General features: G+C 54.5%; 24 protein-coding genes, 2 tRNA genes and 1 other RNA gene. 11 read left to right on the top strand and 16 right to left on the bottom strand.

Annotated features, from left to right (window positions below; genetic code table 11):
• Positions 1 to 27: 27 nt before the first annotated feature.
• The 4 genes from SPG90_RS03800 to csgB form a co-directional block, all read right to left on the bottom strand.
• On the bottom strand, positions 28 to 348 hold the full coding sequence (locus tag SPG90_RS03800) for a hypothetical protein (RefSeq protein ID WP_023311112.1): 321 nt from the start codon (positions 346 to 348) through the stop codon (positions 28 to 30).
• Between the two features lie 164 nt (positions 349 to 512).
• Complete coding sequence (gene csgC / locus SPG90_RS03795) at positions 513 to 845, bottom strand: curli assembly chaperone CsgC (protein ID WP_023311111.1); 333 nt, start codon at positions 843 to 845, stop codon at positions 513 to 515.
• Positions 846 to 907: 62 nt separating this feature from the next.
• Positions 908 to 1,360: a curli major subunit CsgA gene (gene csgA, locus SPG90_RS03790; protein WP_023311110.1), complete on the bottom strand. Its 453-nt coding sequence runs from the start codon at positions 1,358 to 1,360 to the stop codon at positions 908 to 910.
• A gap of 41 nt (positions 1,361 to 1,401) precedes the next feature.
• The gene (gene csgB / locus SPG90_RS03785; RefSeq protein ID WP_029739999.1) at positions 1,402 to 1,857 is read right to left on the bottom strand and encodes a curli minor subunit CsgB; all 456 of its coding nucleotides are present in this window, start codon (positions 1,855 to 1,857) and stop codon (positions 1,402 to 1,404) included.
• A 763-nt stretch (positions 1,858 to 2,620) separates the two neighbouring features.
• Here csgB and csgD point away from each other — a divergent pair.
• From csgD to csgG, 4 genes are read left to right on the top strand one after another with little or no spacing between them, the layout of a single operon-like run.
• Positions 2,621 to 3,271 carry a biofilm master transcriptional regulator CsgD gene (gene csgD, locus SPG90_RS03780; protein WP_021240790.1) on the top strand — a complete coding sequence of 217 codons (651 nt, stop codon included), beginning with the start codon at positions 2,621 to 2,623 and terminating at the stop codon, positions 3,269 to 3,271.
• 4 nt (positions 3,272 to 3,275) lie between these two features.
• Positions 3,276 to 3,665, top strand: a complete 390-nt coding sequence (gene csgE / locus SPG90_RS03775) for a curli production assembly/transport protein CsgE (RefSeq protein WP_045401843.1) — start codon at positions 3,276 to 3,278, stop codon at positions 3,663 to 3,665.
• 23 nt (positions 3,666 to 3,688) lie between these two features.
• A complete protein-coding gene (gene csgF / locus SPG90_RS03770; RefSeq protein WP_023311106.1) occupies positions 3,689 to 4,102 on the top strand; it encodes a curli production assembly/transport protein CsgF in 414 nt (137 codons plus the stop codon).
• A gap of 26 nt (positions 4,103 to 4,128) precedes the next feature.
• On the top strand, positions 4,129 to 4,962 hold the full coding sequence (csgG, locus tag SPG90_RS03765; protein WP_322407940.1) for a curli production assembly/transport protein CsgG: 834 nt from the start codon (positions 4,129 to 4,131) through the stop codon (positions 4,960 to 4,962).
• Positions 4,963 to 5,006: 44 nt separating this feature from the next.
• Here csgG and SPG90_RS03760 read toward each other — a convergent pair whose 3' ends face one another.
• The 4 genes from SPG90_RS03760 to ghrA form a co-directional block, all read right to left on the bottom strand.
• Positions 5,007 to 5,489 carry a DUF1097 domain-containing protein gene (locus SPG90_RS03760; RefSeq protein WP_074400214.1) on the bottom strand — a complete coding sequence of 161 codons (483 nt, stop codon included), beginning with the start codon at positions 5,487 to 5,489 and terminating at the stop codon, positions 5,007 to 5,009.
• Positions 5,490 to 5,585: 96 nt separating this feature from the next.
• Entirely contained in the window at positions 5,586 to 6,140 is a 555-nt protein-coding gene (locus tag SPG90_RS03755; protein ID WP_023311103.1) for a TorD/DmsD family molecular chaperone, read from the bottom strand.
• Positions 6,141 to 6,161: 21 nt separating this feature from the next.
• Positions 6,162 to 6,899 (bottom strand): phosphatase, encoded by a 738-nt coding sequence (locus SPG90_RS03750; protein ID WP_047174857.1) that lies wholly within the window; start codon positions 6,897 to 6,899, stop codon positions 6,162 to 6,164.
• An 84-nt stretch (positions 6,900 to 6,983) separates the two neighbouring features.
• The gene (ghrA, locus tag SPG90_RS03745) at positions 6,984 to 7,922 is read right to left on the bottom strand and encodes a glyoxylate/hydroxypyruvate reductase GhrA (protein WP_126304423.1); all 939 of its coding nucleotides are present in this window, start codon (positions 7,920 to 7,922) and stop codon (positions 6,984 to 6,986) included.
• A 232-nt stretch (positions 7,923 to 8,154) separates the two neighbouring features.
• Here ghrA and SPG90_RS03740 point away from each other — a divergent pair.
• Positions 8,155 to 8,242 (top strand) — tRNA-Ser (locus tag SPG90_RS03740).
• Between the two features lie 319 nt (positions 8,243 to 8,561).
• On the opposite strand, the gene SPG90_RS03735 is transcribed toward SPG90_RS03740, so the two are convergent.
• Positions 8,562 to 9,467 carry a LysR family transcriptional regulator gene (locus SPG90_RS03735; protein ID WP_126304674.1) on the bottom strand — a complete coding sequence of 302 codons (906 nt, stop codon included), beginning with the start codon at positions 9,465 to 9,467 and terminating at the stop codon, positions 8,562 to 8,564.
• A 109-nt stretch (positions 9,468 to 9,576) separates the two neighbouring features.
• Between SPG90_RS03735 and SPG90_RS03730 the strand changes: the two genes are divergently transcribed.
• The 4 genes from SPG90_RS03730 to SPG90_RS03715 all read left to right on the top strand — a co-directional run bounded on the left by SPG90_RS03730 (position 9,577) and on the right by SPG90_RS03715 (position 11,553).
• Complete coding sequence (locus SPG90_RS03730; protein ID WP_126304672.1) at positions 9,577 to 10,437, top strand: pirin family protein; 861 nt, start codon at positions 9,577 to 9,579, stop codon at positions 10,435 to 10,437.
• A 20-nt stretch (positions 10,438 to 10,457) separates the two neighbouring features.
• Positions 10,458 to 11,135 (top strand): isochorismatase family protein, encoded by a 678-nt coding sequence (locus tag SPG90_RS03725; protein WP_126304670.1) that lies wholly within the window; start codon positions 10,458 to 10,460, stop codon positions 11,133 to 11,135.
• A gap of 147 nt (positions 11,136 to 11,282) precedes the next feature.
• Positions 11,283 to 11,370: transfer RNA gene (locus SPG90_RS03720), tRNA-Ser, on the top strand.
• 45 nt (positions 11,371 to 11,415) lie between these two features.
• Positions 11,416 to 11,553: non-coding RNA, RtT sRNA (locus tag SPG90_RS03715), on the top strand.
• A 240-nt stretch (positions 11,554 to 11,793) separates the two neighbouring features.
• Here the strand turns inward: SPG90_RS03715 and SPG90_RS03710 are convergent.
• The 5 genes from SPG90_RS03710 to efeU all read right to left on the bottom strand — a co-directional run bounded on the left by SPG90_RS03710 (position 11,794) and on the right by efeU (position 18,275).
• Positions 11,794 to 13,299: an alanine/glycine:cation symporter family protein gene (locus SPG90_RS03710; protein WP_045354582.1), complete on the bottom strand. Its 1,506-nt coding sequence runs from the start codon at positions 13,297 to 13,299 to the stop codon at positions 11,794 to 11,796.
• 393 nt (positions 13,300 to 13,692) lie between these two features.
• Entirely contained in the window at positions 13,693 to 14,484 is a 792-nt protein-coding gene (gene phoH / locus SPG90_RS03705; protein ID WP_029740192.1) for a phosphate starvation-inducible protein PhoH, read from the bottom strand.
• Positions 14,485 to 14,984: 500 nt separating this feature from the next.
• The gene (efeB, locus tag SPG90_RS03700) at positions 14,985 to 16,268 is read right to left on the bottom strand and encodes an iron uptake transporter deferrochelatase/peroxidase subunit (protein WP_126302764.1); all 1,284 of its coding nucleotides are present in this window, start codon (positions 16,266 to 16,268) and stop codon (positions 14,985 to 14,987) included.
• A gap of 5 nt (positions 16,269 to 16,273) precedes the next feature.
• A complete protein-coding gene (gene efeO / locus SPG90_RS03695; RefSeq protein ID WP_045354579.1) occupies positions 16,274 to 17,401 on the bottom strand; it encodes an iron uptake system protein EfeO in 1,128 nt (375 codons plus the stop codon).
• A gap of 40 nt (positions 17,402 to 17,441) precedes the next feature.
• Positions 17,442 to 18,275 (bottom strand): iron uptake transporter permease EfeU, encoded by an 834-nt coding sequence (gene efeU / locus SPG90_RS03690; RefSeq protein ID WP_322407939.1) that lies wholly within the window; start codon positions 18,273 to 18,275, stop codon positions 17,442 to 17,444.
• A gap of 251 nt (positions 18,276 to 18,526) precedes the next feature.
• On the opposite strand from efeU, the gene SPG90_RS03685 reads away from it, so the two are divergent.
• Positions 18,527 to 19,711: a NupC/NupG family nucleoside CNT transporter gene (locus tag SPG90_RS03685; RefSeq protein WP_045354577.1), complete on the top strand. Its 1,185-nt coding sequence runs from the start codon at positions 18,527 to 18,529 to the stop codon at positions 19,709 to 19,711.
• A 73-nt stretch (positions 19,712 to 19,784) separates the two neighbouring features.
• Here SPG90_RS03685 and SPG90_RS03680 read toward each other — a convergent pair whose 3' ends face one another.
• Together SPG90_RS03680 and putP are read right to left on the bottom strand one after the other, a co-directional pair.
• Positions 19,785 to 20,204 carry a DUF3574 domain-containing protein gene (locus SPG90_RS03680; RefSeq protein WP_047742239.1) on the bottom strand — a complete coding sequence of 140 codons (420 nt, stop codon included), beginning with the start codon at positions 20,202 to 20,204 and terminating at the stop codon, positions 19,785 to 19,787.
• A gap of 116 nt (positions 20,205 to 20,320) precedes the next feature.
• Positions 20,321 to 21,829 (bottom strand): sodium/proline symporter PutP, encoded by a 1,509-nt coding sequence (gene putP, locus SPG90_RS03675; protein ID WP_023311090.1) that lies wholly within the window; start codon positions 21,827 to 21,829, stop codon positions 20,321 to 20,323.
• Between the two features lie 422 nt (positions 21,830 to 22,251).
• On the opposite strand from putP, the gene putA reads away from it, so the two are divergent.
• The gene (gene putA / locus SPG90_RS03670; protein WP_322407938.1) at positions 22,252 to 26,214 is read left to right on the top strand and encodes a trifunctional transcriptional regulator/proline dehydrogenase/L-glutamate gamma-semialdehyde dehydrogenase; all 3,963 of its coding nucleotides are present in this window, start codon (positions 22,252 to 22,254) and stop codon (positions 26,212 to 26,214) included.
• The last annotated feature ends 28 nt before the right edge of the window (positions 26,215 to 26,242 follow it).

The following is a 26,242-nucleotide window of genomic DNA, read 5'->3' as shown; positions in this document are numbered from 1 at the left end:
TTTCACCGCAGGGCGCGAGAACGCGCACTAGCGATACTGGATTTCGACAACCGCGAGCGTTTTTTCAGGATTAAGGTATTTCATATTGAGCGTTGCCAGGTTTGAGTCGCTCACTTTCCCGTTAAGCGCCTCTGTATAGCTGACCATACGCGTTTGCATACGGTTATTATTTGGACATGACATTGCAATCTGTTGCTTCTGGGGGGCGACTTCACAGGGGTCTGCAACAATAGCACCGCGGAAATGAATGACGCCACCGTCAACAACCGTGGCCGAATAAGCCGGGATACTCAAAGCAGAAACGACCAGACCCAGACCTGCCACGAGTCGAGCAAAATAGTTGTTCATTATAGGTACTCCTCAAAGAAAATCGTCCATGAGGGGTAAACGCGCTTCATTTATTAGGGCAAACGAAGTTTCACGTTACGGAACATAACGACCAGGTCCGTGATATCAGCATAGCTCAACGGTACAGACCCGCCATATTCTCAACATATTGATTTCATGAATGTTTAGAGCGAGCGTTCCGTTGGCGACCACTGTTGTGATAAATGTAGCGATTTACCGTCTGAAACGGTGACAACGATTTTCACCGTGTCTCCCGCGCTAATATTTAAACTCAGGCGCATTAAATCAATCGTCTGATTAGCGGGTATAAAAAGTGTGTTTTGCTGCCGGGAAGAACTTTGCCCCCCCTGCCCTTCTCGTAAAGAAACAATCTGAACCTGACAATCACACGACTGCGCCAGAGTGACCTGAGGAATAATGGTGGTCATATTTTCCTGCTGTGACGTTTTGAAGGTGATCTGGCTGGAAAGCGCGGCAAGGAGAATTAAAGTATTCATGATGAACTCCCGAAAAAAAACAGGGCATCAGCCCTGTTTTTTTTGTAGCACAGATTTCAGTATCAGTACTGATGAGCTGTCGCGTGGTTACCAAAACCGATCTGGGTCACGTTGACAGTCGAGTTGGAAGCAGTCTGGTCTACGAGTGCACCGTTAAAGCCGCCGGACTGGCTAACGTTCATAACGGATTTTTTACTGTTCCACTGATCAAGTGTCGCACTGTTGCCAAAACCTTTCTGGGACAGGTTGATTTTACTATCATCAGAACCCTGACCAACGTCAGCGCCGTTACCGCCACCTTTCTGGCTAATATTCAGGACAGAATTTCTGGCGTCTGTCTGCAGAGCTACCGCTGAGTTACCGCCACCGTCCTGATAAATATTCAGGGTGGAATTTGGGCCACTGTATCCGCCATGACCATGTCCATGACCCCAGCCGCCCTGATTAATAGAACCCGCCATAGCACTACCAGAAACTACGATTGCTGCAAGCGCTGCCACTTTGAGAAATTTCATGGTAAACCCCCATCGGATTGATTAAAGTCGTCGCCAACGCGCTAATGTTGAATAACGTTAATCGCCATTTGCGACTGTTTCTGCACTACAACTGCGGTTTTCTGCGTACCGTACTGCGTAATATTTGCTCTATTACCCGACCCTTTCTGGATAATTTTCGCGCTATTACCGTATCCATCTTGCGTAATACCTGCATCATTCGCGTTACCGCTCTGATCGATCCAGGCAATATTGTAACCCCCTGATTGATCAACTCTCGCTCTGTTACCTACCCCATCCTGGGATACAATGGATAAGAGTCTTGAACCGTCCTGGCTAACCTCAGCGTTATTGAAAACGCCCCGTTGACCAATAATGGCTGCCTGATTTAGTGATGAAAGACTTAATTCGTTAACCGCAAAGTTATATTCAGAATTTGCCAAATCTGAATTCGCTGCGGTTACAAATCCAGGCGCACCCAGTAATGTAAACATCATAATTAACGATGCGTTTTTCATGTTGTCACCCTGGACCTGGCTATTTAATCGTGCCATAACCCTTTAACAATGTTACTTGTTAAAACGACTCGTATTGTGTTAACGCGTCGTTACGGTGAAGAGTATGTCCGCTGAAACATTTTAAATATCTCACCCACGCGGCTTATTTTTATTTATCGGCTCACCACAAAGTCGTAATTTACGTCAAAAATGACTTTAATCAGGCCAGCTTATATTTTTTATTAAAGGTGTATTACGAAAGGGTTGTACAACGACACGAAGGCTGTCCACGCTTCCTCCCGGGTTGTTTAAACGTAACGGCAGGAGAACATTTTTCTCAACGCGTGACACGAAGCCTCTTTTCTTAAGCCAGTCATTCACTCATTCGTGGGCTTAGAAATCATCTGAAACTCATACTTAATTATCGCTTTACAAAAATAAAAAATGATATTAAAAATCAATCCATTAGAAATATTTGTATGATTTTTAAAATCTGTGCACCTCTATTTATGTGTACAACTTTCTCATCAATTATTGCCATTCCAAACAACCGATTTTCACAAATTAATATTGATTTTTACATCTTGTTACATGTTTAACACTTGCTTTAAACTTCGTAAAAGCTAGATTGAAATTAGATGTACGAAATTGGTTTATATTTACCTCCCTGTGGAGGTTATGGTCTGATTCTACACACAGCAGTGCAACATCTGTCAGTACTTCTGGTGTCCTCTTTTAAACAGGAGGACAGCTGCCAGGTGCCAAAAAAAAGTGGGGTTTCATCATGTATAATGAAGTCCATAGTTTACATGGTCATACATTACTGTTGATCACAAAACCTTCTTTGCAAGCGACAGCTTTATTACAACATTTAAAGCAATCATTATCACTGAACGGGAAATTGCATAATATTCAACGTTCTTTTGATGATATTGCACCTGGCAGCATCATTCTTTTCGATATGATGGAAGCTGATAAAAAGCTTATCCATTACTGGCAAGATATTTTAAGCAGGAAAAACAATAATATCCGCGTGCTATTGTTGAATACGCCTGATGAATATCCTTTCAGAGATATTGAAAGCTGGCCGCATATCAATGGCGTGTTCTACGTCACGGAAGAAGAAGACCGGGTGGTAGAGGGGCTGCAAGGTATATTGCGCGGAGAGTGTTATTTTTCGCAAAAGCTTGCCAGCTATCTCATCACGCATTCCGGAAATTATCGCTATAACAGCTCAGAGTCAGCCCTGCTCACGCACCGTGAGAAAGAGATCCTGAACAAGTTACGCATTGGTGCTTCAAATATTGAAATCGCCCGTTCGTTATTTATCAGCGAAAATACGGTAAAGACGCACCTTTATAATCTTTTCAAGAAGATAGCTGTGAAAAACCGAACTCAGGCTGTTTCGTGGGCAAACGATAACCTCAGGCGTTAATCACATGAAGCGCACGTTGAGTTGGATCGCCGCAGCGAGTTTCCTGCTCGCTGCCGGGAATCTGAAGGCCGTCGAGGTCGAAGTTCCCGGATTGTTAACAGACCACACTGTCTCATCGGTCGGGCACACTTTTTACCGTGCCTTCAGTGACAAATGGGACAGTACTTACACGGGTAATATAACAATCAACGAGCGGCCCAGTGCACGATGGGGAAGTTGGATAACAATAACGGCTAATCAGAACGTTATTTATCAAACGTTTTTATTCCCGACCAAAATAGACTTCGATAAAAACGTCGTCTTAGCACTGGAACAATCAGAAGACGCTATTAATCGCCTGCAAATAGATAAAGCCCTATTAAGCACCAGCGATTTAGCAAAAGACGAGTTCTAGCGAACCGATATCCGGAGGCTGTCATGCGTATTGCATATGCAGTTGTTTCGATAATGCTGATAACACCCATCAGCTGGGCCGGAAACATGACGTTTCAGTTCCGTAACCCTAACTTTGGCGGTAACCCTAATAACGGCGCGTTCCTGCTGAACGAAGCCCAGGCGCAAAACTCCTATAAGGATCCGAGCTTAAAGGATTTTAGCATTGATACCCCGTCCGCACTGGACAACTTCACTCAGGCTATCCAGTCGCAGATTTTAGGTGGGTTATTGACCAACATTAATACCGGTAAACCCGGCCGGATGGTGACCAACGACTTTATCGTTGATATCGCCAACACGGACGGACAGCTTCAGTTGAACGTAACCGATCGAAAAACCGGAAGAATCTCCACCATTCAGGTTTCCGGTCTACAAAGTAATTCAACTGACTTTTAAACAATAGCTAAATAAGGACAACGATCATGCAGCGCTTCCTGATATTTGTTGCAGTGTGCTTATTGAGCGGTTGTTTAACTGCTCCACCTAAAGAAGCTGCAAAACCTACATTAATGCCTCGGGCCCAGAGTTATCTTGATTTAACGCATTTACCTGCTCCAACGGGGAAAATATTTGTCTCCGTATACAACATTCAGGATGAAACCGGGCAATTTAAACCTTACCCGGCAAGTAACTTCTCCACGGCCGTGCCGCAAAGCGCCACCGCGATGCTGGTTACCGCGCTCAAGGATTCGCACTGGTTTATTCCGCTGGAACGTCAGGGTCTCCAGAACCTGTTGAATGAACGGAAAATCATTCGCGCCGCACAGGAAAATGGTACCGTCGCGGCCAATAACCGAACGCCTCTGGAATCTCTGGCAGCAGCGAACGTGATGATTGAAGGATCGATTATTGGCTACGAAAGTAACGTTAAATCAGGTGGTGCGGGAGCACGTTACTTCGGTATCGGTGCGGATACCCAGTATCAGCTCGACCAAATCGCCGTTAACCTGCGTGTGGTTAACGTCAGTACAGGCGAAGTGCTCTCTTCAGTGAACACCAGCAAAACCATTCTGTCTTATGAAGTTCAGGCTGGGGTATTCCGCTTCATCGATTACCAGCGTTTGCTGGAAGGTGAAATCGGCTACACCTCTAACGAACCGGTCATGATGTGTCTGATGTCAGCCATTGAAACCGGCGTGATCTACTTAATTAACGACGGTATAGACCGCGGGCTGTGGGATCTGCAAAACAAAGCAGACGTGCAGAACCCGATTCTGGTGAAATACCGCGATATGTCAGTCCCTCCGGAATCCTGACAGGAATCGCATAAAAAAGGCGAGATGATTATCTCGCCTTTTTTTTATTCGCTCACCGCAGTGATGTTTTGCGCTTTTCCCCGCCGCGACGCCAGCCAAAGACCGCTGTTTTTCATGGCATAGCCAAACAGCAACCCCAGCGCCAGGGAGGGTACCACCAGCTTCCAGTCACCCTGCCCTGCAAAGGTCGCGCACGCCCCCATAAAGGTCCCCGGCACAAATGAAAGCAGCAGATGCTTAGCCTGGATGCACATTAAAAAGGCAACGACACCCGTCATGACGTACCCCAGCATCTCCAGATGCGGCGCCAGCGCGCTGCCCTTCACGATCACCAGCGCCCATATAACACCGCTCATCAGCGTGCAGCCAGAGATAAAGAGCCCTTTGACACCCCCCTGCGGACAGGCGAAATAGGCGGTACAGCCGAGGAACCCGGCCCAGCTGAGCAATCCGAGAGACACGGCAACCCATCCCCAGAGTCCGGAGAGAATACCTGTCGTTATTGCGATACAAAGTAATATGTTCATGGCGCGCATCTTAGCAGAAGCGCACCATAGAAATGAGATCAGCAGCACATTACGTGCAAGTTGGAATGTTTAGTTGCAGGATTTATGTGATCTGAATCACTCTTCGTTTTCTTCTTCCAGCTCATCCCACATTGCCGCGATAGCGTCGCGGGTCAGCGGGGCCAGCGTTCTCCAGAATGGCGAGGTGGCATGCGCTTCGACTTTACCCAGGAATGTCCCGACCCACGGCAGCAGGTACGTTTCGAACAGGGTTTCAATGGCGTCGTTCTCATCATCACCAGCGTTGTCTTCGATCCAGGACGCCGCCAGCAGCAGCGTACCGATATGATCGGCCGGCGTATCGCTCAGCGGCATACCGCGCGTGGAGAGGAACGCGCGGACTTCCGCTTCCGTTGCCCCTTCCTGCCAGGCTGAACGGTATGGCGAAACGCGGCACTCATCGCCGACGAACAGCGCATTGTAGTCCGTCGCGATCTGCTGCATGTCGCAGCTTTTTTGTAGACGTTCCAGTAAATCATCCTGTTCCAGCGGCCAGTTCTGCGCCAGTTTGCCTTCACGAATTAACGTAAAGAGCGGAACCAACAGCGGGTCTTGCGGCTGGCGATAATAGAGCGTACCCAGCACGCGGCAGAGGATGGAAAACTCGTTCATTTTTATGATTCCATTACACAATTAAAGATCGGCAAATTCGGCAATCGGCTCCATTCCGCGCGACTCGAGGAAATCGAGCATGCGGCGTGGGGTCACGTTCAGGATTTGCGCTTCCGGGAAGTTAACATCATTCAGCACTTTCAGGCACTCGCTGAAATCACCCAGCGTAAACGCGGTATGAGAGTCTGATCCCAGCGCCACCATGCCACCCGCGTCACGCACGGCGGCCGCCACGTCGCGGCAGTTGGCTTCGCTGCCCTTACGCGAGTGAACAAAGGAGGAGTTATTAATCTCCAGCGCCACGCGGTGCTTCGCTGCCGCCTGCGCGACAGCCTGAATATCAATCGGATACTTCGGGTTACCGGGATGGCTGATAATGTGCACATTTCCGCTGGCAATGGTGGCAATCATCGCCGCGGTGTTGGTGTCTTTATCCTGAGGAGGGAAAACCGGCTCATGGAAACCGGCGAGGATAAGGTCAAGAGACGTCAGCATCGGGCCGGTGCAGTCGATCTCACCGTCGGTATTTTTGATGTTCGCTTCAATGCCGCGCAGTATCCCAATACCGTCCACCAGGCGTGGCCAGATCCGCATATTCACAAAATGCCAGTAGTGCGGCGCATCCGCCATGTCCGGGCCATGATCGGTGATCGCGAACAGCTTGATGCCTTTAAGCTTCGCCTGGGCGATATAATCATGGAGGTTGCTATATGCGTGGGTGCTGGCGACGGTGTGCATATGCAGGTCAACGGGATACATCTCTCTCTCCTCTGCGGTTTTTCCAAAGGATAGCAGGTATCAGCGGCGAATATTAGCAAAAACCCGGCGAACGCCGGGTTTCTCTCAGTAGCCGCGCTGTCTGTCGACCTGTCCGGTGACCGCGTTACCCTTTTCCATTTCGCTGATGGTATGGGATATATACGCCACCGCTTCTGCCGGACGCGTCACGGCAGCCACGTGCGGGGTCATCGCGACGCGTGGATGCGACCACAGCGGACTTTCCGCGGGCAGCGGCTCACGGCTAAAGACATCCAGCATGGCGCCTTTGAGCTTTCCGCTTTCCAGCGCCTTCAGCAGATCGCCTTCCACGACATGGACCCCGCGCGCGAGGTTCATTAAATAGCTCTGCTCGGCTAACTGGTTCAGGAGAGTACTATTGATAATGCCCACCGTTTCGGCGGTATTCGGCAGCAGGTTAATAAGCACACGCGTGCCTTTCAGAAAGGCCGGAAGCTCATCCGTTCCGGCAAAACTCTCAACGCCCGGATAGTCCTTACGGCTGCGGCTCCAGCAACGTAGCGGGAAGCCCCACGGAGCGAGTGCTTCTGCCACTTTTGAGCCGAGCACACCCGCGCCGAGGATCCCAACGGTAAAATCTTCATGTCGATAATCCGGCAGCGGCTCCCAGTGGGATTGCTGTTTAAAGGCCTGATAATCGTCGAAGCGGCGGAACCAGTGCAGCACCTGGCTCACGGCATACTCCTGCATCTGCTGGCCCATTCCCGTATCTTCAAGACGGAACAACGGAATATTTTCAGGCAGCATTTCTGGGTGCGCTTTCAGTTTACTGAGGATCGAATCAACGCCCGCCCCCAGCGCGAAAACCGCCTTCAGTTTGCGCCCCTGTAGCATCTCAACCGGCGGGTGCCAGACCAGCGCATAATCAGCATGTTCATTATCGCCACGCTTCCACTCGCGTACGCGTGCGCCGGGCAGCGCCGCCGAAAGTGCGTCAATCCAGTAAGCGGTATCAAATGTAGGGTGATAGAAGAGAATATCCATGGTCATTCCTGCCTCTTATTGCGCTGTTTTGTTTTCGTTTTCAAGTGGATTGCCAGCATAACAAATTTATCAGGAAACCGCGTTGCTGATAAAAGAGGCGCTTTGTGCACATTTAGGAGTCAGGTTGCTTGAAGTTTGTCTAAACGCGCTAAATTACTGAAAAAGTGAGTTGACGGCAGTTCGGCTTTTCCTTACATTAGCGCCCGTCCCGGCAACAACGGGATGACAATATGGTGAGGTGTCCGAGTGGCTGAAGGAGCACGCCTGGAAAGTGTGTATACGGCAACGTATCGGGGGTTCGAATCCCCCCCTCACCGCCATATTTAAGATGAGAGCTCGTACGAAAGTACGGGCTTTTTTCTTTTATATTCTCCGAAAGGGGGGGATGAGAACCCCCGACCGGGGTTCGACAACTGGCGACAGCCAGTTGGACAGACTGAGAGCGCAGCGAACAGGCTGCCCGCACAAAAACGCCGGGAGCGTTTTTGAACAACGCCTGCGTTGGCCCCAAAGGGGCGAGGCCCATGGATGGGCCGAGTAACTGCGAGCGAAGCGAGTCAATCCCCCCCCGGTGCTATATGCAGCTCGGTGCGGCCTGAGCCCCTCACCCTTCCCCTCTCCCCAGGGGAGAGGGAAGTATTACTCTTCCACCATCCGCGCATACTCTTCGGTCAGAAAATCCACAAGCGTCCTGACGGACGGCAGCAGGCCGCGCCGCGAAGGATAAACTGCGTGAATCACTTCCCGTCGGGGTTCCCACGCGTTGAGAACCCGTACCAGTTCCCCTGACGCCAGCTGGTCCTTGACCATCAAAATCGGCAGCTGCACCACGCCGATGCCGGCCATGGAAGCTTCACGTAGCGCCAGCATATCGGTGGTAATCAATCGGGGGTGGTAATGGATCTCCGCTTTGGCACCTCCGGGACCTGACAGCGCCCATTTATGAATATGTTTCCCCTCGTTCATGCTTAACCCGGGCCAGGCGCTGAGTTCAGATGGCACAACGGGTTCGCCCAGGCGTTGAATTAAGGCCGGACCGGCGACCAGACAATGACCCCTGTCAGCCAGCACCCTTAATACCAGGTCGCTGTCATCAAACGGACGCGGGCGTACGCGGATAGCGATATCAACCCCCTCACCCACCAGGTCTACCCGCCGGTTGGTCGCCTCAAGCTGAAGATTGATCCCGGGGTAGCGCGCCATAAATCTGGCCAGCATCGGACCCACGTGGACATGCAACAGAGTTATCGGGCACGTAATTCTGACAACACCGCGCGGTTCAGCCTGCAGTGCCGCAACGGCTTCCTCCGCGGCCTCGGCCTCCACCATCATCGCTTTACAGTGCTGGTAGAAGGTCTGCCCGACCTCGGTCACCGTAAACTGTCGGGTTGTTCGGTGGATAAGCCGCACGCCAAGGCGTTCTTCCAGCTGCGCTATACGGCGGCTTAGCCTGGACTTTGGCAGATCAAGCGCCCTTCCCGCTGCGGCAAAGCCACCGTAGTCCACCACCTTCACAAACCAGACGAAGTCATTGAGATCCTGCATAAATCCTCATTGTTCTATTTTAAGAACAGTGAATGCCATTTTCACTATCTACCGGGATATTAACTCTGAATATAAGCTAATTACATCGACAGAACATCAGGAGTTAAGCATGAAAAACGTAACAGGCGTTTATATCGCTCCCCGCCAGCACTGGGTTGGCGATGGTTTCCCGGTCCGTTCAATGTTCTCTTATCAGACGCACGGCGAGCCACTAAGCCCGTTCCTGCTGCTGGACTACGCGGGCCCGTACACCTTTCCGGCAGATGGGGCGAAACGCGGCGTAGGCCAACACCCTCACCGGGGTTTTGAAACGGTCACCATCGTCTATTCCGGTGAAGTGGAGCATCGCGATTCTACGGGCAAAGGCGGCGTCATTGGCCCCGGCGACGTGCAGTGGATGACGGCAGGTGCAGGCATTTTGCACGAGGAGTTCCACTCCAGCGCGTTCTCGCAGAAAGGCGGAGAACTGAAAATGATGCAGCTTTGGGTCAACCTGCCGGCCAAAGACAAGATGGCGGCACCGGGCTACCAGAGCATTACGAAGGATGCGATCCCAACCGTGACGCTACCGGACAACAGTGGTTCGCTGCGGGTTATTGCCGGTCGCTACGAGGCTGTAACCGGCCCGGCGCACACCTTCTCACCGCTCAACGTCTGGGATATTGCGCTGAACCAGGGAAGCCACCTGACGCTCAATCAGCCCGAAGGCTGGAGCACCGCGCTGGTCGTGCTTGAAGGCAACATCACGGTAAACGGTACAACGCAGGCGGGTGAAGCTCAACTGGTCGTATTGAGTCAGGAAGGCGACAAACTGCACCTGGAGGCGAACAGCGATAGCAAAGTGCTGCTGATGGCCGGCGAGCCGCTGAATGAACCCATCGTGGGCTATGGTCCGTTTGTGATGAACAGTAAAAGCGAAATCAACGAAGCCATTCGTGATTTTAACTCCGGCCGCTTCGGCCAGATCTGAACGTAATAAAAGAGAAGATAATGTCTACACCCGCGAATTTTAATGGCGCACGTCCGGTTATTGATGTGAACGATGCGGTGATGTTGCTTATCGATCACCAGAGCGGTCTGTTCCAGACCGTTGGGGATATGCCAATGCCGGAACTGCGCGCCCGTGCGGCTGCGCTGGCAAAAATCGCTACCCTGGCGAAGATCCCGGTGATCACCACCGCGTCCGTCCCACAGGGACCGAACGGACCGCTTATCCCGGAGATCCACGCCAACGCGCCGCATGCGCAGTATGTTGCCCGTAAAGGCGAGATCAACGCCTGCGATAACCCGGAGTTTGTGGCGGCGGTGAAAGCGACAGGGCGTAAGACGTTGATTATCGCGGGCACAATCACCAGCGTCTGCATGGCTTTCCCGTCAATCAGCGCGGTGGCGGACGGCTATAAAGTGTTTGCGGTGATTGATGCCTCAGGTACCTACAGCAAAATGGCGCAGGAGATCACCCTGGCGCGCGTGGTGCAGGCCGGCGCGGTTCCGATGGATACGGCGGCGGTGGCCTCCGAGATCCAGCGAACCTGGAACCGTGAGGACGCGGCTGAGTGGGCTGAGGTGTATACCCACATCTTCCCGGCTTACCGGCTGTTGATCGAAAGCTACGGTAAAGCACAGGAAGTGGTTAAAAACAGCGAAGTGCTCGATTCACAGCGTTAATCCTCTGCTCCACGACGTAAAAACCGTGGAGCTGATTAATGCTTAACCGAACAGGCACTAAAGCTGAAAATCTGCTTGACCGTGTTAGCGCAACTCCCTATAGTAGCGCCCCGTTGCCCCCCAAGCGGTCAGGCAGCAAAACAATATGGTGAGGTGTCCGAGTGGCTGAAGGAGCACGCCTGGAAAGTGTGTATACGGCAACGTATCGGGGGTTCGAATCCCCCCCTCACCGCCATATTTAAGATGAGAGCTCGTACGAAAGTACGGGCTTTTTTCTTTTCTCTTCTCCGAAAAGGGGGGGATGAGAACCCCGGACCGGGGTCCGACAACTGGCGACAGCCAGTTGGACAGACGGAGAGCGCAGCGAACAGGCTGCCCGTAGGGCGAGCGAAGCGAGTCAATCCCCCCCTCACCGCCATATTTGAAGAAGAGCTCGCATGAAAATGCGGGTTTTTTTTTCGCATATTGCATGCCTGCGGGGGGATGAGAACCCCCGACCGGGGTTCGACAACTGGCGGTAGCCAGTTGGACAGACTGAGAGCGCAGCGAACAGGCTGCCCGTAGGGCGAGCGAAGCGAGTCAATCCCCCCCCGGTGCGGACTGAGCCGCCTTACAAAAAAAAGCCCGAACTAATGCCCGGGCTTTTTTATTCGATTACTCAGCTATTCAACTTTGCTGCAGGCTGCTTTCTTTCAAGCGATGAAACCTGTTCAGGCTGAACACCATCCTCATCCTTACGCCCATCAAGCCAGTAATCCGCATTTTTAATTCCCAGCCGAACCGGGTCAAACTGTGGATCCAGCCCCTGCGCATTCTGGATTTCATAATCCTTAAGGCTGGCAAACGCTTTTTTATGCAACAGAACAATGGCAATAATGTTGAGCCACGCCATCAGCCCTACCCCGATATCCCCCAGTCCCCATGCCAGATCCGCGGTGCGAACCGTGCCATATACCGTGGAGGCCATCAGACATAGCTTGAGCAGGAATGTCAGCCATGGACGGTGAATTTTACGGTTAATGAAGGCGATATTAGTTTCGGCAATATAGTAGTAGGCAATAATCGTCGTGAAGGCAAAGAAGAACAGCGCAATGGCAACAAAGTAATTACCAAAACCTGGCATCATACTTTCCATCGCCGTCTGCACATAGCCAGGACCCGCGGCCACGCCAGCAATCCCGGTATAAAGCGCTGCACCGTCGACGCCCTGGACGTTATACAGCCCGGTGATCAGCAGCATAAACCCGGTCGCGGAGCAGACAAACAGCGTGTCGATGTAGACCGAGAACGCCTGAACCAGCCCCTGCTTCACCGGATGGCTTACTGCCGCCGCAGAGGATGCATGCGGCCCGGTCCCCTGCGCGGCCTCGTTGGAATAGACGCCGCGCTTAACGCCCCACATGATGGCCTGACCCAGGATGGCACCGAAACCTGCTTCAAGGCCGAACGCACTTTTCCAGATCAGCAGAATAACCGAAGGGAGCTGGTTAATATTAATAGCGATAATCACGCAGGCGACAATAATATACCCCAGCGCCATAAATGGAACGACCATGCTGCTAAAGCTGGCGATCCTTTTCACACCGCCGAATATAATAAAACTTAACAGCACCGCAAGTAATGCCGCCGTAACGTTCGGACTCAGACCAAAAGCAATATCCAGGCTCGCTCCTATCGAGTTTGCCTGCACGCCCGGAAGTAATAATCCGCAGGAGAAAATAGTCACAATAGCAAATAACCATGCGTACCACTTAACGCCTAAACCTTTTTCAATATAAAAGGCAGGGCCGCCGCGATATTCACCGTTAATTTTTTCTTTATAAACTTGTCCCAGGGTGGATTCGACAAATGCGGAGCTGGCACCTAAAAAAGCGACTATCCACATCCAGAAAAGCGCGCCCGGACCGCCAAAGGTAATTGCCGTGGCCACACCGGCGATATTCCCTGTCCCCACGCGGCCTGCCAGCGTCATCGTCAGCGCCTGAAACGACGATACGCCTGCATCGGTAGGACGCCCCTGGAACATCAGGGTAATCATATGTTTGATATGCCGTAATTGCAGGAAGCGACTACGCAGCGAGAAATAGAGGCCGACACCCAGACATAAAAATATTAACGCAGGGCTCCAGATTACACCATTAATAGCACCAACCAGTTCGTTCATGTATGACCCTCAGCGTGATGTTTCAGGGAAAAAGCTCCCCTGTTGTGTTTCTTCTTAGAATTTTGTTCGAACAAGTACGAAACATAGATAACTCACCTGAAGACACCAACTTAATTTTTACTTCATAGTAATGTTCTGTGACCACATTCACGTTTAATTTTTAACTAACAATTAGCGCGCTCATTATATTCACAGGTATTTTGTGGGTATTATCACTTCATATCACACTTCTGTAAAAAAGAATAAGAACACCCACCCACTTAATAATCGAAATTATTAATTCAGCAACCTGGTGTTTAAATAAGGAGAATTTCTGTGGAGTATAAACGACACTTCCCGGCATTACGCCGGGAAGACATTACAGGAAAGAGGCAAAGCGATAATGCTTTACCTTTAGTCGGAATAGACCTGCAGCGTGCGCTGACAGAGCGCTGAACGCACGCAGTCCTCTTTGGTGAAGCGTACCACCCCAATCATCTCATCTTCCTCAAAACGTGACATGGCGTCGCTCAGCCCGGATTTCACGCCGGATGGCAGGTCACACTGGGTAATATCGCCGTTAACGATAACCGTCACGTTCTCCCCGAGGCGCGTTAAAAACATCTTCATTTGCGCAGCGGTCACGTTCTGAGCCTCGTCAAGAATGACGACCGCATTTTCAAATGTACGTCCGCGCATATAGGCGAACGGCGCGATTTCCACCTTGCCAATCTCTGGTCGCAGGCAGTACTGCATAAAGGATGCACCCAGTCGCTTCACCAGCACGTCATAGACGGGCCTGAAGTACGGAGCAAACTTCTCCGAAATATCTCCGGGCAGGAAGCCGAGATCTTCATCAGCCTGCAGTACAGGACGGGTAACAATAATGCGCTCCACGTCCTTATGAATCAGCGCCTCCGCCGCTTTGGCTGCACTAATCCAGGTTTTCCCGCATCCGGCTTCACCGGTTGCAAAGATGAGCTGTTTACTCTCGATAGCATTCAGGTAGTGCGCCTGAGCCTCATTGCGCGCCACAATTGGAGAATTATCACGGCTGTCTCGGGCCATGCCAATTGCTTCTACGCCACTCATCTGCACAAGCGAGGTGACCGATTCTTCTTCACGCTGTTTATGGCTACGTGAATCCCGTCTCAGCACACGTTTTGCTTCGCGACGAGCTTTGATCACTGCTTTTTGTCTTCCCATGGATAGCACCTTGAGTTGTTGGTATTCATCACACGCGCCAGCTTCGGCACGATTATGCGCACGAACATCAGAGGGTTGGCTTCCTTGTAAGCCATTGCTTGCTTTATCGGATAACGATACGGAACAGCTACGCGCACCGTTCTGCACGTCGGTCGAATCAGATTCTTGAGGAAGGGGGGAGAATTTAGTGGTGAGGAAATCGCTGCCGGAGTCTGAGCCTCCGCGCCGGGTGCTGCGGTTGTTATGTTTACCTTGTCCAGTACAGGACGCAACCATTCGCGATCTCCATAGTGATTCAGCATCACTGCCGGGAACTACCGCTGTCTTATCTTAATTACATCAGGAGTTATCATAAATGCAACATTTATTTTACCTGAGTGCAACTTTTAAGACTGTCCCTACAGGTGAAATCAGTCTCATATAGAAATATTACAGAAATATAACAGGAGGATAGTCATATGAAAAAATAATGTCCCCGCGAACGGTTGCGGGGACAATTATCAGTCTTCAATAAGACCTTGAGCGAGGTACGCGTTCCGATCGCGCACGCCCGGCAGGGCAAAGAAATAGCCGCCGCCGATAGGCTTAATGTACTCTTCCAGCGCTTCGCCGTTGAGCCGCTTCTGCACGGTCAGGAAGCCTTTTTCCAGATCGTGCTGATAGCAGACGAACAGCAGGCCCATATCAAGCTGGCCGGAATTGGTCACGCCGAGCGAATAGCTGTATCCTCGACGCATCATCAGGCTGGACTGCGTCTCTTTGGTGCGCGGATTAGCCAGACGAATGTGGCTGTCCAGCGCGATGGTATCGCCATTGGGATCGCTGGCGTAGTCGGGCACGTCATGCTCGTTCTTCATGCCGAGCGGCGCGCCGCTTTGCTTATCGCGACCAAAGATCGTCTGCTGTTCTTTCAGCGGCGTGCGGTCCCAGAACTCCACGTGGAACTGGATAATCCGTACCGCCTGATAGCTGCCGCCCACCGCCCACGCCGGTTCGCCCTGATCCGCCGTCACCCATACCACGTCTTTCATCAACGCCGCATCGCTGCTGTCCGGGTTGGCCGTACCATCCTTAAAGCCCAGCAGGTTCACCGGCGTCTCTTTCCCTTTACTGCGGGCGGCGTGGTCCGAGATAAAACCTTCCCGCTTCCAGCGCACGCTCAGCAGATCCGGCGTGTGCTTGATGATATCGCGCAGGGCGTGGATCACCGTGTCCTGGGTATTGGCACAAATTTGCAGGAGCAGGTCGCCATGACACAGCGCCGCGTCCAGGGAGTCGTTCGGGAAACGCGTCATTTTCTGCAGCGCTTTCGGCTTCTGTTTTGCCAGCCCATAGCGGGCATCAAACAGCGACTCGCCGAGCGAAACGGTAATGGTCAGGTTATCCGGGGCGATAAACGGCCCCAGAATGCCGGAGTCCATTGGCGGCAGACGCGGGTTCGGCGTATCGGGTGCCGGTCCGCCCGCGGTGAGAAACGCGATGCGCGTCGTCAGCAGGCGGAACAGGCGCTCCAGATCGGCTTTATCGCTGGCCAGCGAATCAAAGGCCACCAGCATCATGGACGCCTGCTGCGGCGTCAGGATGCCCGACTGATGCTCGCCATAAAATGGCTGCGTCTCCATGCGGGCATTGGGTGACAGCGTGCCGGGCGCGCTTTGCGGTTTCGCCGCATGTGCAACAGGGCAGCCACCGGCCAGAGCAAGAGCGCCCCCCAGCGCCCCTACTCCTTTCAATAATCGACGACGTGAAGGCTCAACCACATCGTTCTCGCTATGCTTATTCATCGTGCTTAGTCCAGACCCAGTACGCCGCGCAGCAGAGAGAGATCTTCCGCCAGAGCGGTAATCGGGCCTTTCAGCGCGTTACGGTCGGCATCGGTCAGCTTGTCGTAGGTTTCAAACCCGTCTTTAGTCCGGTACTTCGCCAGAATGGTGTCGACTTTTTTGAAGTTGGCATCCACTTTGGCCAGCAGTTCGCCGTTCTCTTTCTGCAGCTGAGGACGCAGCAGGTTAACAATTTTCTGCGCGCCGTCGACGTTGGCCTGGAAGTCCCACAGATCGGTATGGCTGTAGCGATCTTCTTCGCCGCTGATTTTGCTCGCGGCCACTTCTTCAATCAGGCCGGCCGCGCCGCCCACCACTTTTGACGGCGGGAAGGCCAGCTCGCTGATGCGCTTTTGCAGCTCCAGCACGTCGCCATTCAGCTGCTCGGCGTATTTTTCCATCCCTTTGGTAGAGTTGTCGCCAAACAGGGCTTTTTCCAGACGGTGGAAACCGGTGAATTTCGGATCGGCGGCTTTCTGCTCATAATCATCTTCGCGGGCATCAATGCTGCCATCAAGGTCAGAGAACAGTTCGGCAATCGGCTCGATGCGCTCGTAGTGCTGACGGGTTGGCGCATAGAGGGATTTCGCTTTTTCGATGTCACCGGCCTTCACCGCATCGGTAAAGGCTTTGGTTGCCGCCGCCAGGTCCGCCGTCTCTTTCGTGACATAGGCTTTATACGCCGTAATCGCGTCGCCCAGGCTCAGCACCGCAGCGCCTTTCGCCGCATCGGCCGTCGCTTCACCTTTGACGATCAGCTTCCCTTTAGGGTTGGTCAGCAGACCGCAGGTCATCTCATACTCGCCCGGCTGCAGGTTGGCGGTCATCTTCTGGCTGAAGCCAGGGGCGATGTTTTCGCGCTCCTCCACTACCAGAACGCCTTTCAGGATCTCCCACTCCAGCGCCTTCTGGCTGTGGTTCTGAATAATGAACTGGGTTTTGCCGCTGTTCACCGTGAGGGTCATCGGCTCACACTGCTTATCATTGACGGTGACTTTAACCTGAGGAACATCCGCGCCCCAGGCGGAGAATGCAGAAGCGAACAGCGCGGCAATGCCTGCGCATAACGCACTACGACGGAACTGAATTGCCATGACTCTTCCCTTTATAAGTATGTTGTAACTAAATCAAAGATTACGGCGCAACGCGCGACGCCTGCGTGCCGGTACGCGGCGGCATTGCGAACAGCACCAGCGCCGGAACCAGATAGATAAAGTACATCGCCACTTCGCTGACGCTCGGCGTTTCCTGATAGCCGAAGATACCTTCAAGCAGGGTGCCGGTCAGAGAATGGGTGGAGAGAACGTTGCTGAGGTCAAACGCCACGTCCTGGAAGTGGTTCCACAGGCCCGCTTCATGGAAGGCGCGAATCGCCCCTGCCGCCAGCCCTGCCGCCACCAGCAGAATAAACAGGCTGGTCCACTTGAAGAAGGCGCCCAGGTTCAGGCGGATACCGCCCCAGTAGAGCAGGAACCCGAGCACCACGGCCGTGGCGAGGCCCATCACGGCACCCAGCGGCGGCCAGATCCCCACATCCTGCTGAAACGCCGCCAGCAGGAAGAAAACAGACTCCAGGCCTTCACGCGCGACGGCGAAAAAGACCATCATAATGAGCGCCCAGCCGTGGTTATTGCCCTTTTGCAGCGCGTTATCCACCGCCTGCTCCAGCTGCACCTTCACGTTGCGCGAGACTTTACGCATCCAGAACACCATCCAGGTAAGGATCACCACCGCAATTACGGCGACGATCCCCTCAAACAGCTCCTGCTCTTTCTGCGGGAATTCCCCGCTGGTTTCGTTGATGAGGATACCGAGGCCCAGACAGAGCGCCGCGGCAAGGAATACCCCGACCCACATGACGCCAATCCAGCGTCCGCGCTGAGTTCGCTTCAGATAACTGGCGATGAGGCTCACGATGAGGGCAGCTTCGAGCCCTTCACGTAACATAATGAGAAATGGAACAAACATGCCGACACCTTAAATGTTTATCGCGGTCAACTGATGCAAAGAAAGGTAAATTCTTGTGATAGTGATTATCATTACGGCGAAAAGAAACACAAGCGAAATGTGTGGTGTTTTGATGACGAGTTGTAAACGCAAAGCCTGTTAATAGTTGCCGACGTTACCGTTAAGTTTATAAGTTATAATAAAATTGCCCATTTACGGTTAACCAGCGCTGTGGCTAAATATCCTTCTCAAAAACCAACTGAAAATAAACCATGTTTAAGATTGTCCATTTCCTGCTGGCGCTGGTGATTATTCTTGCGCTCGCCTGGCTGGTGAGTTTCGACCGCCGAAAAATTCGCATTCGTTATGTTTTACAGCTTATTGTCATTGAGATTGCCCTGGCGTTCTTTTTCCTGCACGCCGAAAGCGGGTTATTCCTGATTAAATACGTCTCGGGATTTTTTGAGTCACTGCTTAAATTTGCCGGTGAAGGGACCAATTTCGTCTTTGGCGGAATGGGGGAAAAAGGGCTGGCGTTCATTTTCCTCGGCGTGCTTTGCCCAATTATTTTTATTTCCGCGCTGATTGGTATTCTTCAGCACTGGCGGATCCTGCCGATTTTTATTCGGGTCATCGGCACGCTGCTGTCAAAACTGAACGGTATGGGCAAGCTGGAATCCTTTAACGCGGTGAGTTCGCTGATCCTCGGCCAGTCGGAAAACTTCATTGCCTACAAAGGCGTGCTGGGCGATCTCTCCTCTCGCCGTCTCTTCACCATGGCGGCCACGGCAATGTCGACGGTCTCCCTGTCGATTGTCGGCGCCTATATGACCATGCTCGACGCCAAATTTGTCGTCGCGGCGCTGATTCTGAACATGTTCAGCACCTTTATTATTCTCTCCGTTATCAACCCGGCGCGCCCGGAAGCGGAGCCGGATATCAAGCTGGAAAAACTGCATGAATCGCAGAGCTTCTTCGAAATGCTCGGCGAGTATATTCTGGCCGGTTTTAAGGTGGCGATGATTATTCTGGCCATGCTGATTGGCTTTATCGCGCTTATTAGCGCCGTTAACGCCCTCTTCTCCAGCGTATTTGGCATGAGCTTCCAGCAGATTTTGGGCTATGTGTTTTATCCGCTGGCATGGCTTATTGGTATTCCGCTGAGTGACGCCCTGAACGCGGGCAGTATTATGGCGACCAAGCTGGTGGCGAATGAATTTGTGGCGATGATTGAGCTGCAAAAAATCGCGCATCAGATGTCTCCTCGCGGGCTGGGCATCTTATCCGTCTTCCTGGTGTCCTTCGCGAACTTCGCGTCCATCGGCATTGTGGCGGGGGCGATTAAGGGCCTGAACGAGCAGCAGGGGAACGTGGTGTCGCGGTTTGGTCTGCGTCTGGTGTACGGCGCGACGCTGGTGAGCCTGCTGTCGGCGAGCTTTGCGGGGTTGGTGTTGTAAGTGTTTTTGCCCGGCGGCGCTTCGCTTGCACGGGCCTACGATACAGCAACGGCGGGATTTCCCGCCGTTTTTATTAGAACTGCACGCACACCGGCTGGTCGACGCGCATCACCGACTCCTGCGCGAAGCGTGATTTATAAATCCCGCGCAACGCTTCGATGTTCTTCTCGCTCAGCGCATCTTTACCGTGGATCAGCATTAATGCTTTGCTGGGTTCGCGCGCCACTTTCCCGTCGTTCCCCAGCCACTGCCCGCGCGCGTCAAACACCGTTAAGCCATCGCGGAAACGCGGCGTCACGTCCTGGTCAACAAACTGCTGCCACTCGTTGCTGGTGATCTGCGCCCCGGCAGGACGATTTAAGCCGAAATAGAGCGTGGTTTGCTGCATCTGGTTATCCGCTTTGCAGGTCTCTACCGCCGCCTGCTGCGATGGCGTCGTGCAGCCAGCGAGCATCAATAATGCTGCTGCCATTACCCCTGTTTTGATTGTCATGCTTCGCTATCCTCATTGTTATAAGCACATGGATATCACAGGAAATGACGGATTTTGGCAAGAAAAAAGCCGGGTGCGCTTGCGCTCACCCGGCCTGCATTGTGCAGCGAGAATAATTATTCTGCCTGGAGCTTAGACGGCGGCGCAGTGTGGTAATGCGCGTCGGCTTCAGCAAAGCGTTTCTGCATGGAGGCAGACGGGGCTTTACCCAGCAGGCTGAACACCACGATGCCGATGCTGCCGAAGATGAAGCCCGGAATGATTTCGTACAGGCCCAGCCATGCGAACTGTTTCCAGACGATAACGGTCACCGCACCAATGATCATCCCCGCCAGCGCGCCGTTACGGGTCATACGTGACCACATGACGGAGAACAGCACTACCGGACCAAACGCCGCACCGAAGCCCGCCCACGCGTAGCTCACGAGGCCCAGCACGCGGTTTTCCGGGTTGGCCGCCAGCGCGATGGCAATCAGCGCCACCAGCAGCACCATAAAGCGTCCTACCCACACCAGCTCTTTCTGGCTCGCGTTTTTACGCAGAAAGGCTTTGTAAAGGTCTTCGGTGATCGCACTGGAGCAGACCAGCAGCTGGCAGCTCAGGGTAGACATCACCGCCGCCAGGATTGCGGAGAGCAGAATACCGGCAATCCACGGGTTAAACAGAATTTGCGCCAGCTCGATGAACACGCGCTCGGCGTTCTGGTTGACCGCGCCTGCCTGCGCCGGGTTGTTGTTGAAGTACGCGATGCCGAAGAAGCCGACCGCACACGCGCCTGCCAGACACAGGATCATCCACGTCATACTGATGCGACGGGCATGAACGATGGTGTGGTGAGAATCCGCCGCCATAAAGCGCGCCAGGATATGCGGCTGACCGAAGTAGCCCAGGCCCCAGCCCATCAGGGAGACGATGGCTACGAAGTTCAGCCCTTTCAGCATGTCGACGTTTTCGATGCTCTTCTGCTTGATCACTTCCAGCGATTCGCCAAAGCCGCCAACGGTGAAAATCACAATCACCGGGGTCAGGATCAGGGCGAAGATCATCAGGCTCGCCTGCACGGTGTCGGTCCAGCTTACCGCCAGGAACCCGCCCACGAAGGTATAGAGGATGGTCGCCGCCGCACCGGCCCACAGGGCGGTTTCGTAGCTCATGCCGAAGGTGCTTTCGAACAGACGCGCGCCGGCCACGATGCCGGAGGCGCAGTAGATGGTGAAGAACAGCAGGATAACTACCGCAGAGATAATGCGCAGGATGCGGCTGTTATCTTCAAAACGTCCGGTGAAGTAATCCGGCAGCGTCAGGGCGTTGTTGTTGGCCTCGGTATGCACGCGCAGACGGCCTGCCACCAGCTTCCAGTTGATCCACGCGCCGACGGTCAGGCCGATGGCGATCCAGCTTTCAGAGATACCGGAGATGAAAATCGCGCCGGGCAGCCCCATCAGCAGCCAGCCGCTCATGTCGGAGGCGCCCGCAGAGAGTGCGGTCACCATCGGGCCTAAACTGCGTCCGCCCAGAATGTAGTCGTCAAAGTTCTTTGTAGAACGCCACGCCAAAAACCCTATCAGGATCATGCCAAAAATATAAACGAGAAATGTCACCAGCATCGGTGTGCTAATAGCCATTCAAATTCTCCAAAATGTCGAGCGACAACCATCCGGGCTGCCTTGTTATATGATCACCGGAACGAGGTGAATGTATCTTGTGTTTCGGTTGGGCGCGCTATCCTGCCGTATGCGCCTTCCGCTGACAAACGATTTAACACTGCATTTACATCAATTTCATCCCCGGTTTGATACGAGTTTCCTATAGGTTGCACTCGCTCACGCTTTTACGGGTTGCACCTTTGAAAAGTGTTAACTACCGCATAAAACCAGGCCTCGCGCACAAAAGCCAGCGCGTTTTCCCAGCTAACCATTCGTTAACAATCCATTCATTTTCCGGGTTGCAAACCAGGTCACATTTAACACGGTTGCACAAAGTTGCAACATAGGGGATATTTCACGCTATCTACAGAACGCTATTACAGAACAACAGGAGCTTTGGCATGGGTATGACCACCATGGGGGTTAAGCTGGATGACGCAACCCGCGAACGGATTAAGACCGCAGCAACCCGCATTGACCGCACGCCGCACTGGTTAATCAAGCAGGCGATTTTTAACTATCTCGAAAGACTCGAGAGCGATGAGGGCCTGCCGGAACTGCCTGCCCTGCTGGCCGGCGCGGCGAATGAAAGCGAAGAAGCCCCGGCCGCTGGCGACGAGAACCATCAGCCGTTCCTTGAATTTGCCGAGCAGATCCTGCCGCAGTCCGTCAGCCGTGCCGCCATTACCGGCGCCTGGCGCCGTGCCGAAACCGACGCCGTGCCGATGCTGCTGGAGCAGGCCCGCCTGCCGGAAGCCATTGCCGCACAGGCGCACAGCCTGGCGTATCAGTTAGCCGACAAGCTGCGCAACCAGAAAACCGCCACCGGCCGCGCCGGGATGGTTCAGGGTCTGCTGCAGGAGTTTTCCCTCTCCTCTCAGGAAGGCGTGGCGCTGATGTGTCTGGCGGAAGCGCTGCTGCGTATTCCGGATAAAGCCACCCGCGACGCGCTGATCCGCGACAAGATCAGCAACGGCAACTGGCATTCCCATATTGGCCGTAGCCCGTCGCTGTTCGTCAACGCCGCCACCTGGGGCCTGCTGTTTACCGGCAAACTGGTCTCCACCCATAACGAAGCCAACCTCTCCCGCTCTCTGAACCGCATCATCGGCAAGAGCGGCGAGCCGCTGATCCGTAAAGGCGTGGACATGGCAATGCGCCTGATGGGCGAACAGTTCGTCACCGGGGAAACCATTGCCGAAGCGCTGGCGAACGCACGCAAGCTGGAAGATAAAGGTTTCCGCTACTCGTACGACATGCTGGGCGAAGCGGCCCTGACCGCCGCCGACGCGCAGGCCTATATGGTCTCTTACCAGCAGGCGATCCACGCCATCGGTAAAGCGTCCAACGGTCGCGGCATTTATGAAGGCCCGGGCATCTCTATCAAGCTTTCTGCCCTGCACCCGCGCTACAGCCGCGCGCAGTACGACCGTGTGATGGAAGAACTCTACCCGCGCCTGAAGTCCCTGACCCTGCTGGCGCGCCAGTATGACATCGGCATTAACATCGACGCCGAAGAGGCCGACCGTCTGGAGATCTCCCTCGACCTGCTGGAAAAACTGTGCTTCGAGCCGGAGCTGGCGGGATGGAACGGCATTGGCTTCGTTATTCAGGCCTACCAGAAGCGCTGCCCGTTCGTCATTGATTACCTGATTGACCTGGCCAGCCGCAGCCGCCGTCGCCTGATGATCCGCCTGGTGAAAGGGGCCTACTGGGACAGCGAAATCAAACGCGCCCAGATGGAAGGGCTGGAAGGCTACCCGGTCTATACCCGCAAGGTCTACACCGACGTCTCTTACCTCGCCTGTGCGAAAAAACTGCTCGGCGTGCCGAACCTGATCTATCCGCAGTTCGCTACCCACAACGCCCACACCCTGGCGGCGATCTACAGCCTGGCCGGGCAAAACTACTACCCGGGCCAGTACGAGTTCCAGTGCCTGCACGGCATGGGTGAACCGCTGTACGAGCAGGTCACCGGTAAAGTGGCGGACGGCAAGCTGAACCGCCCATGCCGAATCTATGCTCCGGTGGGAACGCACGAAACCCTGCTGGCGTACCTGGTGCGTCGTCTGCTGGAAAACGGCGCGAACACCTCCTTCGTTAACCGCATCGCCGACACCACCCTGCCGCTGGACGAGCTGGTGGCCGATCCGGTGCAGGCCGTTGAGAAGATGGCGGCGCAGGAAGGCCAGGTTGGCCTGCCGCATCCGAAGATTGCCCTGCCGCGCGAGCTGTACGGCAAAGGCCGCGTCAACTCGGCGGGTCTGGATCTCGCCAACGAACACCGTCTGGCGTCCCTCTCCTCTGCCCTGCTCAACAGCGCGCTGCAGAAGTGGCAGGCCAAACCGATGCTGGAGCAGCCCGTTGCAGACGGCGAAATGCAGCCGGTGATCAACCCGGCCGAGCCGAAGGATATCGTCGGCTACGCGCGTGAAGCGACCGAAGCGGAAGTGGATCAGGCGCTGGACAGCGCGGTGAACAACGCCCCTATCTGGTTCGCCACGCCGCCGCAGGAGCGCGCCGCGATTCTGGAGCGTGCAGCGGTGCTGATGGAAGATCAGATGCAGTCGCTCATCGGCATTCTGGTGCGCGAGGCGGGTAAAACCTTCAGCAACGCGATTGCCGAAGTGCGCGAGGCCGTCGACTTCCTGCACTACTACGCCGGTCAGGTGCGCGATGATTTCGATAACGAAACCCACCGTCCGCTCGGCCCGGTAGTCTGTATCAGCCCGTGGAACTTCCCACTGGCGATCTTCACCGGCCAGATTGCCGCCGCGCTGGCCGCAGGCAACAGCGTGCTGGCAAAACCGGCAGAGCAGACCCCGCTGATTGCCGCGCAGGGCATCAATATTCTTCTGGAAGCCGGCGTGCCGGCGGGCGTGGTCCAGCTGCTGCCGGGCCGCGGTGAAACGGTCGGTGCCAAACTGACCTCCGACAACCGCGTGCGCGGCGTGATGTTTACCGGTTCGACCGAAGTGGCGTCGCTGCTGCAGCGCAATATTGCCACCCGTCTGGATGCGCAGGGCCGTCCTACGCCGCTCATCGCGGAAACCGGCGGGATGAACGCCATGATCGTTGACTCCTCCGCGCTCACCGAGCAGGTGGTGGTCGACGTGCTGGCCTCCGCGTTCGACAGCGCCGGTCAGCGCTGCTCCGCCCTGCGCGTGCTGTGCCTGCAGGACGACGTGGCGGACCACACGCTGAAGATGCTGCGCGGCGCGATGGCCGAATGCCGCATGGGCAACCCGGGCCGTCTCACCACCGACATCGGGCCGGTGATCGACGCGGAAGCCAAAGCCAACATCGAAAACCACATTCAGACCATGCGCGCGAAAGGCCGTCCGGTGTTCCAGGCGGTGCGCGAGAACAGCGAAGATGCCCGCGAATGGCGGACCGGCACCTTTGTGCCGCCAACGCTGATTGAGCTGGCAAGCTTCGACGAGCTGAAAAAAGAGGTCTTCGGCCCGGTGCTGCACGTGGTGCGCTACAACCGTAACAACCTGAACGAGCTGGTTGAGCAGATCAACGCCTCCGGCTATGGCCTGACGCTCGGCGTGCATACCCGTATCGACGAGACTATCGCGCAGGTGACCGACAGCGCCAAAGTGGGCAACCTGTACGTCAACCGCAACATGGTCGGAGCGGTCGTGGGCGTGCAGCCGTTCGGCGGCGAAGGCCTTTCCGGCACCGGTCCGAAAGCGGGCGGTCCGCTCTACCTGTACCGTCTGCTGGCTAACCGTCCGGAGAACGCCCTGGGCGTCACCCTGGCACGCCAGGATGCGGACTATCCGGTGGATGCGCAGCTGAAAACCGTGCTGACCCAGCCGCTGGAGGCGCTGATCGCCTGGGCGGAAAAACGCCCTGAACTGCGTGCCGTCGCGAAGCAGTACGGCGAGCTGGCGCAGGCGGGCACGCAGCGTCTGCTGCCGAGTCCAACCGGCGAGCGCAACACCTGGACGCTGATGCCGCGCGAGCGCGTGCTGTGCGTGGCCGATAACGAGCAGGACGCGCTGGTGCAGCTGGCCGCCGCCATGGCAACCGGCTGTGAAGTGCTGTGGCCGGAAGATGCCCTGCATCGCGATCTCGCCAAACAGCTGCCGAAGGCGGTCTCGGCCCGCATTCGCTTCGCGAAAGCCGATAACCTGCTAACCCAGCCGTTTGATGCGGTGATCTACCACGGTGATTCCGATCAGCTGCGTGAACTCTGCGAGCAGGTGGCGGCCCGCAGCGGTGCCATCGTTTCCGTGCAGGGCTTTGCGCGCGGGGAAACCAACCTGCTGCTGGAGCGTCTGTACGTGGAGCGCTCGCTCAGCGTCAACACGGCGGCAGCAGGCGGTAACGCCAGCCTGATGACAATAGGCTAACGCTGTGCTAATAAGGCTCCGGAGACGG

It is taken from the genome of Enterobacter sp. D2 (genome assembly GCF_034427575.1).
Taxonomy (GTDB): Bacteria; Pseudomonadota; Gammaproteobacteria; order Enterobacterales; family Enterobacteriaceae; genus Enterobacter; species Enterobacter cloacae_M.
Note: the sequence above shows the minus strand (reverse complement) of the source record. Positions and strands in the feature narration are given on the sequence as shown.

Coding starts and splice junctions, on each gene's coding strand:
- SPG90_RS03800 (WP_023311112.1), bottom strand. CDS start 348: ATGAACAACTATTTTGCTCGACTCGTGGCAGGTCTGGGTCTGGTCGTT.
- csgC (WP_023311111.1), bottom strand. CDS start 845: ATGAATACTTTAATTCTCCTTGCCGCGCTTTCCAGCCAGATCACCTTC.
- csgA (WP_023311110.1), bottom strand. CDS start 1,360: ATGAAATTTCTCAAAGTGGCAGCGCTTGCAGCAATCGTAGTTTCTGGT.
- csgB (WP_029739999.1), bottom strand. CDS start 1,857: ATGAAAAACGCATCGTTAATTATGATGTTTACATTACTGGGTGCGCCT.
- csgD (WP_021240790.1), top strand. CDS start 2,621: ATGTATAATGAAGTCCATAGTTTACATGGTCATACATTACTGTTGATC.
- csgE (WP_045401843.1), top strand. CDS start 3,276: ATGAAGCGCACGTTGAGTTGGATCGCCGCAGCGAGTTTCCTGCTCGCT.
- csgF (WP_023311106.1), top strand. CDS start 3,689: ATGCGTATTGCATATGCAGTTGTTTCGATAATGCTGATAACACCCATC.
- csgG (WP_322407940.1), top strand. CDS start 4,129: ATGCAGCGCTTCCTGATATTTGTTGCAGTGTGCTTATTGAGCGGTTGT.
- SPG90_RS03760 (WP_074400214.1), bottom strand. CDS start 5,489: ATGAACATATTACTTTGTATCGCAATAACGACAGGTATTCTCTCCGGA.
- SPG90_RS03755 (WP_023311103.1), bottom strand. CDS start 6,140: ATGAACGAGTTTTCCATCCTCTGCCGCGTGCTGGGTACGCTCTATTAT.
- SPG90_RS03750 (WP_047174857.1), bottom strand. CDS start 6,899: ATGTATCCCGTTGACCTGCATATGCACACCGTCGCCAGCACCCACGCA.
- ghrA (WP_126304423.1), bottom strand. CDS start 7,922: ATGGATATTCTCTTCTATCACCCTACATTTGATACCGCTTACTGGATT.
- SPG90_RS03735 (WP_126304674.1), bottom strand. CDS start 9,467: ATGCAGGATCTCAATGACTTCGTCTGGTTTGTGAAGGTGGTGGACTAC.
- SPG90_RS03730 (WP_126304672.1), top strand. CDS start 9,577: ATGAAAAACGTAACAGGCGTTTATATCGCTCCCCGCCAGCACTGGGTT.
- SPG90_RS03725 (WP_126304670.1), top strand. CDS start 10,458: ATGTCTACACCCGCGAATTTTAATGGCGCACGTCCGGTTATTGATGTG.
- SPG90_RS03710 (WP_045354582.1), bottom strand. CDS start 13,299: ATGAACGAACTGGTTGGTGCTATTAATGGTGTAATCTGGAGCCCTGCG.
- phoH (WP_029740192.1), bottom strand. CDS start 14,484: ATGGGAAGACAAAAAGCAGTGATCAAAGCTCGTCGCGAAGCAAAACGT.
- efeB (WP_126302764.1), bottom strand. CDS start 16,268: ATGAATAAGCATAGCGAGAACGATGTGGTTGAGCCTTCACGTCGTCGA.
- efeO (WP_045354579.1), bottom strand. CDS start 17,401: ATGGCAATTCAGTTCCGTCGTAGTGCGTTATGCGCAGGCATTGCCGCG.
- efeU (WP_322407939.1), bottom strand. CDS start 18,275: ATGTTTGTTCCATTTCTCATTATGTTACGTGAAGGGCTCGAAGCTGCC.
- SPG90_RS03685 (WP_045354577.1), top strand. CDS start 18,527: ATGTTTAAGATTGTCCATTTCCTGCTGGCGCTGGTGATTATTCTTGCG.
- SPG90_RS03680 (WP_047742239.1), bottom strand. CDS start 20,204: ATGACAATCAAAACAGGGGTAATGGCAGCAGCATTATTGATGCTCGCT.
- putP (WP_023311090.1), bottom strand. CDS start 21,829: ATGGCTATTAGCACACCGATGCTGGTGACATTTCTCGTTTATATTTTT.
- putA (WP_322407938.1), top strand. CDS start 22,252: ATGGGTATGACCACCATGGGGGTTAAGCTGGATGACGCAACCCGCGAA.